A 15,819-nucleotide genomic window follows, 5' to 3' on the forward strand; every position below is an offset into this window, starting at 1 on the left:
CGTGCATCGGGTTCATGGGTTCGGGGGGGCCGCGACCGGAGTCGGCAGTCAGGGCTGCTGCGGGTTGGCCTTCTTGGCCCGCAGGCGCTTCCAGATGCCGCCGCCCAGCGCGGCCGCGGCCAGCAGGCCGACCTTGGCGAACTTGGCCAGGAAGGCGGCGATCACGGCGAACAGGCCCAGTTTCTTGGCCGCTACGCCAGCCACCAGGGCGGCCAGGCCGTACTCGGCCACCTTGTCGGTCGAGGAGTTGAAGTCGGCGTAGCGCTTGCCTTCGACGTAGTTCAGGTTGTCCAGCAGGGTCAGCACGGCCGTCTTGTCCTTGGGCACCATGCTCTTCTGCGTGATCAGGTCCAGCGTGATGTAGCCGTCGCGGCCCAGCGCGTAGGTGTTGTAGTTGACGGTGGGGTTCTCGGTGGCGCTTTCGCCCTTGTGCTTGACCGCGACCGACCAGACCAGGCGCTGCGAGTTGCTGTCGTACTTCGGCGCCTCGACCCAGCCGTCCATGATCAGTTCGGGGAAGCCGCGCTTCTTGCGCTCTTCGTTGGATTGCTCGGTGCCTTCGCGCAGGCTGTCCAGCAATTCGTTGACGTTCCAGTTCTTGGCGTCGTCGTCCTTGATGTAGCCGGCCTTGTCGAAATTGACGGTGATGACCCAATCGTCATCGTCGCTCTTGGGCATCACCACGCCCAGCAGGGAAGGATCCTTGCCGTTGCCGTAGGCCGCCATCAGCCGGTCCGCCTGCAGGCGCGGCACGAAGAACATGGATTCGGGCAGATGCACGACCGCCTGCTCGCCCAGCTTGACGTCGGCGGGCCCTTCCTGGGCAGCGGCGAAGGCGGCCTTGGTGGCCGCTTCGATTTCCTGTTGGGCGGCGGCGTTCTGCGCCAGGGCGCCGGCGGGCAGCAGGAACAGGGCGCTGGCGGCGGCCAGCGCAACACGGGAAAGGAAAGCGCGCATGATGGTTCTAGGGCGTCTGAAAAAAGGGGCCCCATTGTCTTTGCGGTCGACTTTCAACTTTCTGAAAGCAAACAGCTAATTCGGCGCACGATGTTGCCGTTTGTCGCAGAATGTATACGGCGCGTCGGCTGACGCTGCCGGCGCAGGCTAGCGGGCCTTCTTGTGGCGCGGCGCGTTGCGCAGCCGCGTGCCCAGGATGCGATCGTGCAGGAACTGGCCGTCGGGATCGAACCAGGACCAGACGAAGATGGTGAAGGGCGCGGCGACGATGAACATGTCCATCGAAGGCCAGCCGGTGGCGCTGGCGGCCGCCCACACGACCGCCGCGCCGGCCAGCACCAGAGGCCAGACCAGGACGTAGCGCAACATCAGGCGGGTCGTGGACGGGGTGTTGCCGTCGCGGTCGACCAGGCGGATGTTCCAGGTTTTCATGGGCAGGGTCTGGCCGCGGCGGCGCCAGCACAGCACGAAATACGCTCCGATGGCGACGAACAGCCAGGCCTGCCGGGCGCCGCGCAATTCCAGCGCGTTCTTGCTCTGGGTCAGGGTATCCAGCAGGTAGCCAGCCAGGAACACCACGCCAAACAGCAGCACGGCTTCGTACATCATGCAGGCGAACCGGCGCAGCCGGTTGGGGGTCTGGTCGAGGAGGGCGTCGGTCGTCATGGGTCGCTATTATCCGACAAAGCCCAGGCCTTCCAAGGCAAAAAAAAACCCACCGGTAAGGGCGGGTCTTAAAAGGGGCTATGCAGCCCCCAAGGGGAAAACTGTTCAGGCCGTAAGCCTGGGGCCTTGCTCAGGCGGCGGAGTGCGCGTTCTTGGCGCTCGTCTTGCCAGCCAGGGCACGGATGCCGTGGGCCAGCTTACGCAGGCCGGCGGCCAACGCCCGCATCGGGTGCGGACGGAATTGTTCTTCGATAGCCTGGAGCATCAGTTGGCGCTCGAGTTCGTCGGTCAGGCGGATGGTGTTGTTCGGGTTGATCACAATAGCCTCCACGGGCTTGCACTGTTTGTTTAGCTACTAGGGATAACCCGAATTATAGGGGTTAACCCTGAACTTGTGCAAGTGCCTGGTGCATATTGGCAACACCTTGGTGCGATGATGCGCTCAAACGGTGCTGGGGAAAACCATAAGCAAAGATAAGCGCGCCATGTTGCGGCGCCTTTACAACGCGCTGTTCAAGGGGAAGGGGGGCGCCCGGGGGCCGAAACCTCCCGGGGCGCAGGGGCGCTCAGGCGTCGCGGTAACCGGCCGCGACCAGCTCGAAACCGAACAGGCGGCAGTCCAGCGAACCGTTGTGCAGCGGCACGCGGCGCTTGGGCTTCAAGCGCATCTGGTTGGGCAAGGTGAGGTCGCTGGTGATGACGTGCAGTTGCCAGCCCGCGAAATTGCGCTTCAGGCAGGTGGCCCAGTCGCGCCACAGATCCGCGTCCTGTTCGGTCCCCATGCGCTCGCCATAGGGCGGGTTGGTGACGATCCAGCCGTGGTCGGCGGGCGCCGTGACGTGGCGGGCATCGCCGACCTCGAAGCGGATCGAGTCTTCGGTCAGCCAGGCGCGTTCGGCGTTGTTGCGGGCGAATTCGATCGCGCGCGGGTCCAGGTCGTAGCCGACCAGCGGCGCGTCCAGTTGCGGCAGGATGCGCGCGCGGGCATCGTCCTTCAGGTCGCGCCAGCGGTAGGCGTCATGTCCGCGCAGGCGTTCGAAGCCGAACGGGCGCGAGATGCCCGGGGGCACGCCGAGGGCGATCCAGGCAGCCTCGATCAGGATGGTGCCCGATCCGCAGAACGGATCCAGCAGTGGGGCGGCTGGATCCCAGCCCGCCAGCGCCAGCATGCCTGCGGCCAGGTTCTCGCGCAGCGGCGCCTCGCCCTTGTCCAGGCGCCAGCCGCGCTTGAACAGCGACTCGCCCGAGGTGTCCAGGTAAAGCGTCGCGGTATGCCCGGTCAGGAACAGGTGCACGCGTGCGTCCGGACGCACGGTGTCGATGCTGGGGCGTTCGCCTTCCAGTTCGCGCAGGCGGTCGCAGATACCGTCCTTGGCGCGCAAATTGCAGTACTGCAGGCTTTGCACCGGGCTCTTGATGGCCGAGGTATCCACGCGCAGGGTCTGCTCCGCGCCGAACCAGCGCTCCCAGGGAGTGTCGCGGGCCAGGTCCAGGATGTCGTCTTCGTGCGAAATCTCGGCATGGGCGACCTGCACCAGGATACGGGTCGCCAGGCGCGAATACAGGTTGGCGCGCTGCACGCCGGCCCAATCGGCCGTGAACGAGCAGCCAGCGCGGCCGGCCTGGGCGTCCTCGAAGCCCAGCGCCTGCATTTCGGCCGTCAGCGCCTCTTCCAGTCCTTGGGGGCAGGGGGCGAAGATGGGAAATGTTTCCGCCTGGCGGGTTTCGCGCGGACGGCGGCTGCGGACCTCGACGGCGGGTTCGCGGTGGTCTTGGTCCCGGTTACGTGCTTCGACAAAATCCGATTCGTGCTCGGGTTCAGCCTGATATTCCGGCGCCGGACCGTCGTCCTCGAACGGGTCGTAGAAGCGTCCCGCCGGGGTGGCCGGCGCGATGTACTGATCGTCGCGCAGGCGCGGCGCGCGCTGCGGGGCGCGGCCGGAGCGGCCGCCGGATTCAGTTTCGCGGCGCGGGCTGTCGGCCCGCTTGCGGTCCGTAGCAGGTCGCCCCGATGCCGCCCGGTCCGAGGCGCCGCGTCCCGGCGCCGCCCGATCCGACGCGCCGCGCGCGGACTGGCCGCGGCCGGCGCCGCGCGGGCCACGCGCTTCCTCGTCCTTGCGCCGCTGATAGGCGGCGGGATCTTTCTGGCGTTCGATGCTTTCCTTGGTGCGCTCCTGTTGCGCGACCAGACGGGCGCGGGCGCCGCTGCGGGTGCGCTTGGGGGCGTCTTCGGCATAGGCGTCGCGCGCCGTTTTCTTGATCGTCAGCGTCTTGCGCGGGCGGTCCTGTTCATCAGAGGACATACGAATCCTGGCGAATGTGCAGAGGTAGGGGTATCAGAAGGGTTTGACGACGACCAGCGCCACCACCACCAAGAGCAGCAAGACGGGAACTTCGTTGAACCAGCGATAGAACTTGTGCGAACGGGTGTTTTTGCCCTGTTCGAATTTGCGCAGCATCAGGCCACAGGCGTGATGGTAGCCGATGACGAGCAGGACGAAAAAGAGCTTGGCGTGCATCCAGCCGTTGCCGGGGCCCACGCCGATGCGATAACCCAGATAGAGCCACATGCCGAATACCACCGCGACCACGGCCAGGATGGTGGTGAAACGGTACAGGCGGCGCGCCATGCCCAGCAGGGTGGTCTGGACCGCGGGGTCCGATTGCTGCGCCAGATTCACGAATATGCGCGGCAGGTAGAACAGGCCGGCGAACCAGGAAGCGATAAAGACAATATGAAAGGTCTTGACCCAAAGCATGGCCATGGCGCGATCCAGTCGAGGAAAGCCGCATTGTAAGCTGCGCCACTACGCGTTCAGGCCAAGAGGCAAAGCCCCGCGGGCAGGGCTTTGCGAGGAGGCGGCTCAGATCACGTACAGGTCGACGTACTCGTGGACCGGCATGGCTTCCAGCCGCTTCTGGTCCAGCGAGGCCTGCAGGATGCAGTCTTGCTGGCGGGCTGGAAACATGCGCGCCAGATTGGTGCGGAACTTGGTTTCCAGCAGCGGTATGCCTTCGGCGCGACGGCGCTTGTGGCCGATGGGGTACTCGCAGACGATCTCGTCCAGCCGCGTGCCGTCCTTGAATTCCACCGTCAGCGCATTGGCGATCGAACGCTTGTCGGGGTCGTGATAGTCGCGGGTGTAAGCCGGGTCTTCGACACACACAATCTTGTCGCGCAGCGCGTCGATGCGCGGATCCCGCGCCACCGTGTCCTCGTAGTCGGCCGCGGTCAGGCGGCCGAACAGCGTCGGTACCGCCACCATGTACTGGATGCAGTGGTCCCGGTCGGCCGGGTTGGCCAGCGGTCCCTTCTTGTCGATGATGCGGATGCAGGCTTCGTGCGTGCGGATTGTGATTTTCGCGATGTCGTCGGCGTTCTTGCCGGCGGCCTGCAGCCGGGCGTGGAGTTCCATTGCGCACTCGACGGCGGTCTGCGCATGGAATTCGGCTGGAAACGAAATCTTGAACAGCACGTTTTCCATCACGTAGCTGCCGTAGGGGCGCTGGAACCGGAACGGCTGGCCTTTGAACAGCACGTCGTAAAAGCCCCAGGTCTTGGCCGTCAGCACGGACGGATAGCCCATTTCGCCGGTCCGGGCGATCAGCGCCAGGCGCACGGCGCGGCTGGTGGCGTCGCCCGCGGCCCAGCTCTTGCGGCTGCCGGTATTGGGCGCGTGGCGATAGGTGCGCAGGCTCTGGCCATCGACCCAGGCCAGCGACACCGCATTGATCACTTCATCGCGGCTCAGGCCCAGCATCTGCGCCACCACGGCGGTGGAGGCAACTTTCACCAGCACGACGTGGTCCAGGCCGACCTTGTTGAAGGAGTTTTCCAGTGCGATGCAGCCCTGGATCTCGTGCGCCTTGATCATGCCGGTCAGCACGTCGCGCATCAGCAGGGGCGGTTTGCCGGCCGCGACCGCCGTGCGGGACAGCCAGTCGGCGGTGGCCAGGATGCCGCCCAGGTTGTCGGACGGGTGGCCCCATTCGGCGGCCAGCCAGGTGTCGTTGAAGTCCAGCCAGCGGATCATCGTGCCGATGTTGAAGGCGGCCTGCACGGGATCGAGCTGGAATTGCGTGCCCGGCACCTTGGCGCCGTGGGGCACGGTCGTGCCGGGGACGATGGGCCCCAGCAGTTTCCTGCACGCTGGATACTCCAGCGCTTCCAGGCCGCAGCCCAGCGTGTCGATCAGGCAGTTGCGCGCCGTTTCGTACGCCAGGCCGCTCTGGATTTCATACTTCAGGACGTAGTCGGCGATATCGACCAGAACCAGGTCGGGATCGGGACGGACGTTGGAGATCGGGGCAGACATAGCGGTACCTCTCCATGGAATGAATACAGGTGGCCATGCCGTGCCCTCGTCCGCGCCCTGGTGTCGTGGCTTACTTGCGCTTTTCCAGCGGCACGAACTTCTGGTCTTCCGGGCCCACGTAATTGGCGGTGGGGCGGATGATCTTGTTGTCGATGCGCTGCTCGATGATGTGGGCCGACCAGCCCGCCGTGCGCGCGATGACGAACAGCGGCGTGAACATGGCGGTGGGGACTCCCATCATGTGATAGCTGACGGCCGAGAACCAGTCCAGGTTGGGGAACATCTTCTTGATGTCCCACATGACCGTTTCCAAGCGTTCGGCGATGTCGAACATCTTGGTGCTGCCGGCCTTCTTGGACAGCTTCTTGGCCACTTCCTTGATGACCTTGTTGCGCGGGTCGGACACGGTATAGACGGGGTGGCCAAAGCCGATGATAACTTCCTTGGCTTCGACGCGGCGGCGGATGTCGGCCTCGGCCTCGTCCGGGGTTTCATAGCGCTTCTGCACGTCGAAGGCCACTTCGTTGGCGCCGCCGTGCTTGGGGCCGCGCAGCGCGCCGATGGCGCCCGAGATGGCGGAGAACATGTCCGAGCCGGTGCCGGCGATGACGCGGGCCGTGAACGTGGACGCGTTGAACTCGTGTTCGGCGTACAGGTTCAGCGAGATGTGCATGGCCTTGACCCACTCGTCGCTGGGCTTTTCGCCGTGCAGCAGGTGCAGGAAGTGGCCGCCGATGCTGTCGTCGTCCGTCTGCACGTCGATGATGCGGCCGTTGTGGCTGTAGTGGTACCAGTACAGCAGCGCCGAGCCCAGGTTGGCCATCAGGCGGTCGGCGATGTCGCGCGCGCCCGGGGTGTTGTGGTCGTCTTTTTCAGGCAGCACGCAGCCCAGCACGGACACGGCGGTGCGCATCACGTCCATCGGGTGGCTGGCGGCGGGCAAGGCTTCCAGCGCGGCTTGCAGTTGGGCGGGCAGGCCGCGCAGGCTGCGCAGCTTTTCCTTGTAGGCCTTCAGTTCGGCCTTGTTCGGCAGCTTGCCGTGGACGAGCAAGTGGGCGATTTCCTCGAACTCGCTGGCGTCGGCGATGTCCAGGATGTCGTAGCCGCGGTAGTGCAGGTCGTTGCCGCTGCGGCCGACCGTGCACAGTGCGGTGTTGCCGGCGACGACGCCGGACAGCGCAACCGACTTCTTGGGCTTGAAGCCGGCTTTTTCTTCCGGCTGGGCGTCCGTCTTGGCCACTTGCTTCTTGGGAGCCGTGCTCATGTCTCTACTCCTTCCTTTCGCGATGGTCGTTGCTATTGGGGGTGGGCATGCAAGGCGCCGGGCGGCTGCCGCGACGCCGGAAACCGTGGGCTGGCTTAGGCCTTGCCCTTCTGGAACAGCGCGTCCAGCTTCGATTCGAATTCGTGGTAACCGATGCGGTCGTACAGTTCCTCGCGCGTCTGCATCAGGTCCACCACGTTCTTCTGGTGGCCATCGCGGCGGATGGCGGTGTAGACCGCTTCGGCTGCCTTGTTCATGGCGCGGAAGGCCGACAGCGGGTAGAGCACCATGCCCACGCCCACGCTCTTCAGTTCTTCCACCGAGAACAGCGGCGTCTTGCCGAATTCGGTGATGTTGGCCAGCACCGGCACCTTGACCGCCTTGACGAAGCGGTCGTAGGTAGGCAGGTCGTAGGCGGCTTCGGCGAAGATCGCGTCGGCGCCCGCTTCCACGCAGGCCAGCGCGCGCTCGATGGCGGCGTCCACGCCATGGGAGGCGATCGCGTCGGTGCGGGCGATCAGGTAGAAGTCCGTATCGGTGCGGGCGTCGGCCGCGGCCTTGACGCGGTCGGCCATTTCTTCGGTCGAGACGATTTCCTTGCCGGGGCGATGGCCGCAGCGCTTGGCGCCGACCTGGTCTTCGATGTGGCAGGCGGCGGCGCCGAACTTGATCAGGCTCTTGACGCTGCGGGCGATGTTGAACGCCGACGGGCCGAAGCCGGTATCGATGTCGACCACCAGGGGCACGTCGCAGACGTCGGTGATGCGGCGCACGTCCGTCAGGACGTCGTCCATGGTGTTGATGCCCAGGTCGGGCAGGCCCAGCGAACCAGCCGCGACGCCGCCGCCGGACAGGTAGATGGCGCGGTAGCCGGCGCGCTTGGCCAACAGCGCGTGGTTGGCGTTGATGGCGCCGATGATCTGCAGGGGGCTTTCTTCGGCAAGCGCGCGGCGAAAGAGGGCGCCGGCGGATTCGGGTCTGGACATGGGTGGTCTCCGTAATTTGGACCGGGTGTTTTCGTGGGCCCCGGATGAAACGACTGGACTGCGGACTGGCGCGTTGCAGGCCAGGCCGGGATGCGTCCCGTCCTGGTTCCTGACCTTACCGCGGGCCCGGAAAATAAATCTGTCCCCTTCGCGACATTCCTTTGCGCAGGGGCAAAGGGACAGGTTTATGTTTCGGTCTTGCCTAGGAATTGGGCCCGCGCAAACGGGCCCAATTCTTTACTCATGCGCTGCTTACTTCAGCAGGTCCTTGACGCCGTCGCGCTCTTCGAGGAGCTCTTTCAGCGTGAAGTCCAGGCGCTCGCGCGAGAAGGCGTCGATTTCCAGGCCTTCGATGCGCTTGTATTCGCCGTTTTCGGTCGTGACCGGCACGCCGTAGATGATGCCTTCGGGGATGCCGTAGGAGCCGTCCGACGGGATGCCCATCGTGACCCACTTGCCGTTGCTGCCCAGGACCCAGTCACGGACGTGGTCGATGGCGGCGTTGGCAGCCGAAGCGGCCGAGGACAGGCCGCGGGCTTCGATGATGGCGGCGCCGCGCTTGCCCACGGTGGGGATGAACGTGTCGCGGTTCCAGGCGTCGTCGTTGATCAGCTTGGACAGCGATTCGCCGCCGACGGTGGCGAAGCGGTAGTCGGGGTACATCGTGGGCGAGTGGTTGCCCCACACGACCAGCTTTTCGATGTCGGCGACGGCCTTGCCGGACTTGGCAGCCAGTTGCGACAGGGCGCGGTTGTGGTCCAGGCGCAGCATGGCGGTGAAGTTCTTGGCGGGCAGGTCCGGCGCCGACTTCATGGCGATGTAGGCGTTGGTGTTGGCCGGGTTGCCGACGACCAGGACCTTGACGTTGCGGCTGGCGACGTCGTTCAGGGCCTTGCCCTGAGCCGTGAAGATCTGGGCATTGACCGACAGCAGGTCCTTGCGTTCCATGCCGGGGCCGCGCGGGCGGGCGCCAACCAGCAGGGCCACGTCGGCGTCCTTGAAGGCGGTGCGCGGGTCGCTGTGGGCGGTGACTTCTTGCAGCAGCGGGAAGGCGCAGTCATCCAGTTCCATGATGACGCCCTTCAGGGCCTTTTGCGCTTTCTCGTCGGGGATTTCCAGCAGTTGCAGGATGACGGGTTGATCTTTACCCAGCATTTCGCCGGAGGCGATGCGGAATAGCAGTGCGTAACCGATTTGGCCGGCGGCGCCGGTGACGGCGACACGCAAGGCAGGCTTGGACATGGACGTTCTCCGTAATGGTTTGGCGAGAAAAAATCTCACCAAGCAGTGTAATCGTTGGGCGTGAAAATCAACGCGTATGCAACGGCGTGCGCAGTGGCAGGCGCGGGGCCCGGGCAGCGTTGAATCCTAGATCGAATTTACGTGTCCGTCAATTGCTCTTCTATCTTATATAAGACATAAGACGTTGGACAGCCGCCCGGCCGATATGCCACAATAGAGCGTTTATTCGAATGCGCCGCAACCCGGTTTCGGTTGCGCGCCTGTATCAAGCCAGAACACTGGCGGCGGCAGCGCATTGCGGATGGGTTCGCTGCCTTGCGCCGCCCTCCCATTTCCCCGGATAAACATGACTCAATCAAAAAGATCCATGGCAGAGCCCCGGCCCGAAACCTCCTTACGCATTCGCGCCGCCCGCACGGCGGGCGAGGGGGCCGCTTTCAGTCCGCTCTACCGGCAAATCAAGGATCTGCTTGTCCAGAGCCTGGAACGCGGCGAATGGAAGCCCGGCGAACTCATCCCCAGCGAAATCGATCTGGCTGCCCGTTTCCAGGTAAGCCAGGGCACGGTGCGCAAGGCGGTCGATGAGCTGGCTGCCGAGCACATGCTGCTGCGCCGCCAGGGCAAGGGCACTTTCGTCGCCACCCACCACGAAGCGCGCGTGCGCTACCGCTTCCTGCGCCTGGCCGCCGATGACGAAGGCGAGGCCGGCCGGGCCGAAAGCCGCATCCTGGAATGCCGGCGCCTGCGGGCGCCCGCCGAGATCGCGCGCGCCCTGGACCTGCGTGCCGGCGAAACCGTCGTCATGATCCGCCGCCTGCTGTCCATGGGGCAGACGCCCACCGTCGTGGACGACATCTGGCTGCCCGGTTCCATTTTCCGTGGACTGACCCTGGAGCTGTTGACCGCCAACAAGGCGCCGCTCTACGGTCTGTTCGAATCCGAATTCGGCGTGAGCATGGTGCGCGCGGACGAAAAGCTGCGCGCGGTGATCGCGCCGGCCGAGGTCTGTCCGCTGCTTAATGTTCCCGCCGGGACGCCGTTGTTGCAGGTTGATAGGGTGTCTTATACGTATGGTGACCGCCCCATGGAAATCCGCCGGGGGTTGTACTTGACCGATCGATACCACTACCGCAATAGTCTGAATTGATGAGTTTTTTACCTACGATTTGATACCGACCCTATCTCTGGGCGAAAATACCGTGTTTGCCCGCAAGGGCTACGGCATTTCCGCCGTAACGATTCCCTAGTTCCGAAACACCGAGGCCGTCATGTCCGACACCGCTGCCAAGCCACGTCCGCAGTTTCGCAATATTGGTATTGCGCAACTCGCCAGCTACCGCCTGCCCCTGGCCGGCAAGCTGTCCATCCTGCACCGCGTCAGCGGTGCGCTGCTGTTCCTCTGTCTTCCCTTGGTCATTCTGCCGCTGTTCGCGGCCAGCGTGGCCGCACCGCAGACGTTCGCAGCCGTGGCCGCGTACGCCGGCAACCCGATCGTCAAGCTTGTCTTCCTGGTCCTGATCTGGGGCTATCTGCACCACTTCTGTGCCGGCATCCGCTACCTGCTGCTGGACCTGCACATCGGTATCGACAAGCTGTCGGCCAAGAAGAGCGCCGGCGTGGTTTTCGGGGTGAGCCTGGCGCTGACCCTGGTGTTCGCTCTCAAACTGTTCGGAGTGCTGTAATGGCCGACGTCAAAAACTACGGACCCAAGCGTCTGGTCGTGGGCGCCCATTACGGCGTCATGGATTTCATCATCCAGCGCATCACCGCCGTCATCATGGCCGTGTATACGCTGGTGCTGCTCATCGGCATCCTGATGATGCCGGCCTTCACGTACGAGCACTGGACCGCACTGTTCAACTTCTACGTGGGCGTTCTTCCGGTTGGCCAGATCCTGGCCACCCTTGCATTCATTGCGCTGGCCTGGCATGCCTGGATTGGTGTGCGCGACATCTGGATGGACTACGTCAAGTCGGTGGGCGTGCGCCTGCTGCTGCAAGTGTTGACGATCCTCTGGCTGGTCGGTTCGGTCGTTTACTTCGCGCAAATCCTCTGGAGCATTTAAGCCGTGGTCTCTGTCATGAAATCCCTGCCGCGCCGCCAGTTTGATGTGGTGGTCGTTGGCGCCGGTGGAGCCGGCATGCGTTGTTCGCTGCAACTGTCCCAAGCGGGCCTGTCCGTTGCAGTGCTGTCCAAGGTGTTCCCCACGCGTTCGCACACGGTTGCCGCACAGGGCGGCGTGAGCGCCTCGCTGGGCAACATGAGCGAAGATAACTGGTACTGGCACATGTACGACACCGTCAAGGGTTCGGACTGGCTGGGCGACCAGGACGCCATCGAATTCATGTGCCGTGAAGCGCCGAACGCCGTGTACGAGCTCGAGCACTTCGGCATGCCGTTCGACCGCAACCCCGACGGCACCATCTACCAGCGTCCGTTCGGCGGCCACACCGCCAACTTCGGTGAAAAGCCGGTCCAGCGCGCCTGTGCCGCTGCCGACCGCACCGGCCACGCGCTGCTGCACACCCTCTACCAGCGCAACGTCGCCGCGCGTACCCAGTTCTTCGTCGAATGGATGGCGCTGGACCTGCTGCGCAACGAAGCGGGCGACGTCGTGGGCGTGACCGCCCTGGAAATGGAAACGGGCGAAATCTACATCCTGGAAGCCAAGACCACGGTGCTGGCCACCGGCGGCGCCGGCCGCATCTGGGCCGCTTCCACCAACGCCTTCATCAACACCGGTGATGGCCTGGGCATGGCCGCCCGCGCGGGCATTCCGCTGCAGGACATGGAATTCTGGCAATTCCACCCGACCGGCGTGGCCGGCGCCGGCGTGCTGATCACCGAAGGCGTGCGCGGCGAAGGCGGCATCCTGCTGAACAAGGATGGCGAACGCTTCATGGAGCGCTATGCGCCCACGCTGAAGGATCTGGCCCCGCGCGACTTCGTGTCCCGCTCGATGGACCAGGAAATCAAGGAAGGCCGCGGCTGCGGTCCGGACGGCAGCTACGTGGTCCTCAAGCTGGATCACCTGGGCGCCGACGTGATCAACAAGCGTCTGCCCTCGATCCGCGAAATCGCGATCAAGTTCGGCAACGTGGACCCGATCAAGGAACCGATCCCCGTCGTTCCGACCATCCACTACCAGATGGGCGGCATTCCGGCCAACTACCACGGCCAGGTGCTGACGCGCGAAAACGGCGAGAACAAGATCGTCAACGGCCTGTACGCGATCGGCGAATGCGCCGCAGTGTCGGTGCACGGCGCCAACCGCCTGGGCACCAACTCGCTGCTGGACCTGATCGTGTTCGGTCGCGCCACCGGCAACCACATCGTCAATTCGCATCCGGAACGCCAGCACGCGCACCAGCCCGTGCCGCAGCAAGCCGTCGAATTCTCGCTGGACCGCATCAACAAGCTGGAATCGCGCACCTCGGGCGAGAAGACCCAGGACATCGGCAACGCCATCCGCTTCTCGATGCAGCGCCACTGCGGCGTGTTCCGCACGCTGGAACTGCTGAACGAAGGCGTGACCCAGATCGAAGATCTGGCCAAGCAAGCCGACAACATCTACTTCAAGGACAAGTCCAAGGTGTTCAACACCGCGCGCGTCGAGGCGCTGGAATTGGCGAACATGACCGAAGTGGCCCGCGCCACGATCAAGTCGGCCGCCAACCGCACCGAAAGCCGCGGCGCGCACGCGCTGGACGACCACCCGACGCGCGACGACGAGAACTGGCTGAAGCACACGCTGTGGTACTCCGAAGGCAGCCGCCTGGATTACAAGCCCGTGCAGATGAAGCCGCTGACGGTCGAGTCCTTCCCGCCCAAGGCGCGTACCTTCTAAGTCCGGATTGAGCCCACTATGAGCACCAAGAGAATCGTCAAGTTCGAAATCTACCGCTACGATCCGGACAAGGACGAGCGCCCGTACATGCAGAAGCTGGAAGTCGAACTCCAGCCGACCGACAAGATGCTGCTCGATGCGCTGGTGCGCATCAAGAACGACGTCGATGACAGCCTGGCCCTGCGCCGCTCGTGCCGTGAAGGCGTGTGCGGTTCGGACGCCATGAACATCAACGGCAAGAACGGTCTGGCGTGCACGACCAACCTGCGCGAACTGAAGGAACCCATCGTTCTGCGTCCGCTGCCGGGCCTGCCCGTCATCCGCGACCTGATCGTGGACATGACGCACTTCTTCAACCAGTACCACTCGATCCGCCCGTACCTCATCAACGACACGCCGCCGCCCGAAAAGGAACGTCTGCAGTCGCCCGAGGCCCGCGAAGAGCTGGATGGCCTGTACGAGTGCATTCTGTGCGCGTGCTGTTCCACTTCCTGCCCGTCGTTCTGGTGGAACCCGGACAAGTTCGTCGGCCCGGCCGGCCTGCTGCAAGCCTACCGCTTCATCGCCGACAGCCGCGACGAAGCCACGGGCAGCCGCCTCGACAATCTGGACGATCCGTACCGCCTGTTCCGTTGCCACACCATCATGAATTGCGTCGACGTCTGTCCCAAGGGACTGAACCCGACCAAGGCGATCGGCAAGATCAAGGAACTGATGGTTCGCCGTACGGTCTAGTTTTTATTAAGCGCATTTTGCCTCCGGCGGCATTTTTTGCCGCCGGGCCGTCCCAAGGCAAAAACGCCCCCAAGGGGGGCAGCAAGCCCGCGTAGCGGGTGCGGCGTGGGGGCTTTTAAAGGTGTAAAGAAGGATGAGCAAGCTAACTGAATTGGAGCGGGCGCGCTTGCGTTGGCGGGCGCGCCGCGGCTTGCTCGAAAACGACTTGATCATCACCCGGTATCTGGATGCCCACGAGGCTGAGCTTACCGATGATGACGTAGCCGCATTGACGCAGCTTTTCGAGATGGGAGACAACGACCTTCTCGACCTGCTGCTGGCCCGCAAAGAGCTTGAGGGCGCGCTGGACACGCCCAGGCTTCGGAGCATCATTGGCCAGATGCGCGCGCTCTGATTAATTGAGAGGAATGAACATGAACCTGTCTGACAAAAAAGCCACTCTATCCTTCTCGGATGGCAGCGCCCCCATTGAGTTCCCTGTTTACAAGGGTACGGTTGGTCCGGATGTGATCGACATCCGCAAGCTGTACGGCCAGACGGGCATGTTCACGTTTGACCCCGGCTTCATGTCCACCGCTGCCTGCGAATCGGGCATCACGTACATCGACGGCGACAAGGGCGAACTGCTGTACCGCGGCTACCCCATCGAGCAATTGGCCGTCAATTGCGACTTCATGGACATCTGCTACCTGATCCTGAACGGCGAACTGCCCAACAAGGACCAGAAGGCCGATTTCGATTCGCAAGTGACCCATCACACGATGGTCAACGAGCAGCTGCACTTCTTCCTGCGCGGCTTCCGTCGCGACGCGCACCCGATGGCCGTGCTGACCGGCCTGGTCGGCGCGCTGTCCGCGTTCTACCACGACTCCACCGACATCACGAACCCGCAGCATCGTCACATCTCGGCCATCCGCCTGATCGCCAAGATGCCGACGCTGGTCGCGATGGCCTATAAGTATTCGCAAGGCCAGCCCTTCATCTACCCGCAGAACGACCTGTCCTACACGGGCAACTTCCTGCGCATGATGTTCGCCACGCCGTGCGAAGACTACAAGGTGAACGAAGTCGTCGAGCGCGCGCTGGACCGCATCTTCATCCTGCACGCCGACCACGAGCAGAACGCTTCGACCTCGACCGTCCGCCTGTGCGGTTCGTCGGGCACCAACCCGTTCGCCGCCATCTCGGCCGGCGTGGCTTGCCTGTGGGGCCCGGCTCACGGCGGCGCCAACGAAGCTTGCCTGCAGATGCTGGAAGAGCTGCAAGCCAACGGCGGCATCGCCAAGGTCGGCGAGTTCATGGAGAAGGTCAAGGACAAGAACTCGGGCGTGCGCCTGATGGGCTTTGGCCACCGCGTCTACAAGAACTACGACCCGCGCGCCAAGCTGATGCAGGAAACCTGCAAGGAAGTGCTCTCGGCCCTGGGCCTGGAAAACGACCCGCTGTTCAAGCTGGCCATGGAACTGGAACGCATCGCCCTGTCGGATCCGTACTTCGTCCAGCGCAAGCTGTACCCGAACGTGGACTTCTACTCGGGTATCGTCCAGCGCGCCATCGGCATCCCGACCTCGCTGTTCACGGCCATCTTCGCGCTGGCCCGCACGGTGGGCTGGATCGCCCAGTGGAACGAAATGCTGTCGGATCCCGATTACAAGATCGGCCGTCCGCGCCAGCTGTTCACCGGTTCGGTCACGCGCGACGTGCCCCCGATGGACAAGCGTTGATACGCAGTCTGGCTTGAACAAGAAACCGCCTTCGGGCGGTTTTTTGTTGCCTGTACGCCGTGTGGCCGCGGCGCGATGGTTT

Annotated in this window: 16 protein-coding genes; 7 read left to right on the forward strand and 9 right to left on the reverse strand. The window is 64.0% G+C overall.

Annotated elements, in window-relative coordinates; all coding sequences use genetic code 11:
* Positions 1-48: 48 nt before the first annotated feature.
* From HV793_RS22555 to HV793_RS22595, 9 genes are all read right to left on the reverse strand, one after another.
* Complete coding sequence (locus HV793_RS22555) at positions 49-957, reverse strand: DUF2167 domain-containing protein (RefSeq protein WP_054450732.1); 909 nt, start codon at positions 955-957, stop codon at positions 49-51.
* 147 nt (positions 958-1,104) lie between these two features.
* On the reverse strand, positions 1,105-1,623 hold the full coding sequence (locus HV793_RS22560) for an RDD family protein (RefSeq protein WP_054450734.1): 519 nt from the start codon (positions 1,621-1,623) through the stop codon (positions 1,105-1,107).
* 130 nt (positions 1,624-1,753) lie between these two features.
* Entirely contained in the window at positions 1,754-1,942 is a 189-nt protein-coding gene (locus HV793_RS22565) for a hypothetical protein (RefSeq protein ID WP_006389355.1), read from the reverse strand.
* Positions 1,943-2,189: 247 nt separating this feature from the next.
* Entirely contained in the window at positions 2,190-3,926 is a 1,737-nt protein-coding gene (locus HV793_RS22570) for a THUMP domain-containing class I SAM-dependent RNA methyltransferase (RefSeq protein WP_054450736.1), read from the reverse strand.
* 33 nt (positions 3,927-3,959) lie between these two features.
* The gene (locus HV793_RS22575) at positions 3,960-4,388 is read right to left on the reverse strand and encodes a CopD family protein (RefSeq protein WP_175163653.1); all 429 of its coding nucleotides are present in this window, start codon (positions 4,386-4,388) and stop codon (positions 3,960-3,962) included.
* A gap of 99 nt (positions 4,389-4,487) precedes the next feature.
* The gene (locus tag HV793_RS22580; protein ID WP_175213968.1) at positions 4,488-5,939 is read right to left on the reverse strand and encodes a bifunctional 2-methylcitrate dehydratase/aconitate hydratase; all 1,452 of its coding nucleotides are present in this window, start codon (positions 5,937-5,939) and stop codon (positions 4,488-4,490) included.
* 70 nt (positions 5,940-6,009) lie between these two features.
* The gene (gene prpC / locus HV793_RS22585) at positions 6,010-7,203 is read right to left on the reverse strand and encodes a bifunctional 2-methylcitrate synthase/citrate synthase (protein ID WP_042792448.1); all 1,194 of its coding nucleotides are present in this window, start codon (positions 7,201-7,203) and stop codon (positions 6,010-6,012) included.
* A 95-nt stretch (positions 7,204-7,298) separates the two neighbouring features.
* A complete protein-coding gene (gene prpB / locus HV793_RS22590; RefSeq protein WP_054450739.1) occupies positions 7,299-8,189 on the reverse strand; it encodes a methylisocitrate lyase in 891 nt (296 codons plus the stop codon).
* Positions 8,190-8,441: 252 nt separating this feature from the next.
* On the reverse strand, positions 8,442-9,431 hold the full coding sequence (locus HV793_RS22595) for a malate dehydrogenase (RefSeq protein ID WP_013392305.1): 990 nt from the start codon (positions 9,429-9,431) through the stop codon (positions 8,442-8,444).
* A gap of 367 nt (positions 9,432-9,798) precedes the next feature.
* Between HV793_RS22595 and HV793_RS22600 the strand changes: the two genes are divergently transcribed.
* From HV793_RS22600 to HV793_RS22630, 7 genes are all read left to right on the forward strand, one after another.
* Positions 9,799-10,578, forward strand: a complete 780-nt coding sequence (locus HV793_RS22600; RefSeq protein ID WP_042792450.1) for a GntR family transcriptional regulator — start codon at positions 9,799-9,801, stop codon at positions 10,576-10,578.
* 121 nt (positions 10,579-10,699) lie between these two features.
* Positions 10,700-11,113, forward strand: coding sequence for a succinate dehydrogenase, cytochrome b556 subunit (sdhC, locus tag HV793_RS22605; protein WP_013392307.1), 414 nt, complete (start codon positions 10,700-10,702; stop codon positions 11,111-11,113).
* The gene (sdhD, locus tag HV793_RS22610; RefSeq protein ID WP_013392308.1) at positions 11,113-11,496 is read left to right on the forward strand and encodes a succinate dehydrogenase, hydrophobic membrane anchor protein; all 384 of its coding nucleotides are present in this window, start codon (positions 11,113-11,115) and stop codon (positions 11,494-11,496) included. The genes sdhC and sdhD overlap by 1 nt, the downstream gene beginning before the upstream one ends.
* A gap of 15 nt (positions 11,497-11,511) precedes the next feature.
* Positions 11,512-13,278 (forward strand): succinate dehydrogenase flavoprotein subunit, encoded by a 1,767-nt coding sequence (sdhA, locus tag HV793_RS22615; RefSeq protein WP_225589297.1) that lies wholly within the window; start codon positions 11,512-11,514, stop codon positions 13,276-13,278.
* 18 nt (positions 13,279-13,296) lie between these two features.
* Positions 13,297-14,013, forward strand: coding sequence for a succinate dehydrogenase iron-sulfur subunit (locus HV793_RS22620; protein WP_054450743.1), 717 nt, complete (start codon positions 13,297-13,299; stop codon positions 14,011-14,013).
* A 133-nt stretch (positions 14,014-14,146) separates the two neighbouring features.
* A complete protein-coding gene (locus HV793_RS22625; RefSeq protein ID WP_013392311.1) occupies positions 14,147-14,407 on the forward strand; it encodes a succinate dehydrogenase assembly factor 2 in 261 nt (86 codons plus the stop codon).
* A gap of 19 nt (positions 14,408-14,426) precedes the next feature.
* Complete coding sequence (locus HV793_RS22630; protein WP_013392312.1) at positions 14,427-15,737, forward strand: citrate synthase; 1,311 nt, start codon at positions 14,427-14,429, stop codon at positions 15,735-15,737.
* The last annotated feature ends 82 nt before the right edge of the window (positions 15,738-15,819 follow it).

This window comes from Achromobacter aegrifaciens, assembly GCF_902859965.1.
Lineage (GTDB): Bacteria > Pseudomonadota > Gammaproteobacteria > Burkholderiales > Burkholderiaceae_B > Achromobacter > Achromobacter aegrifaciens.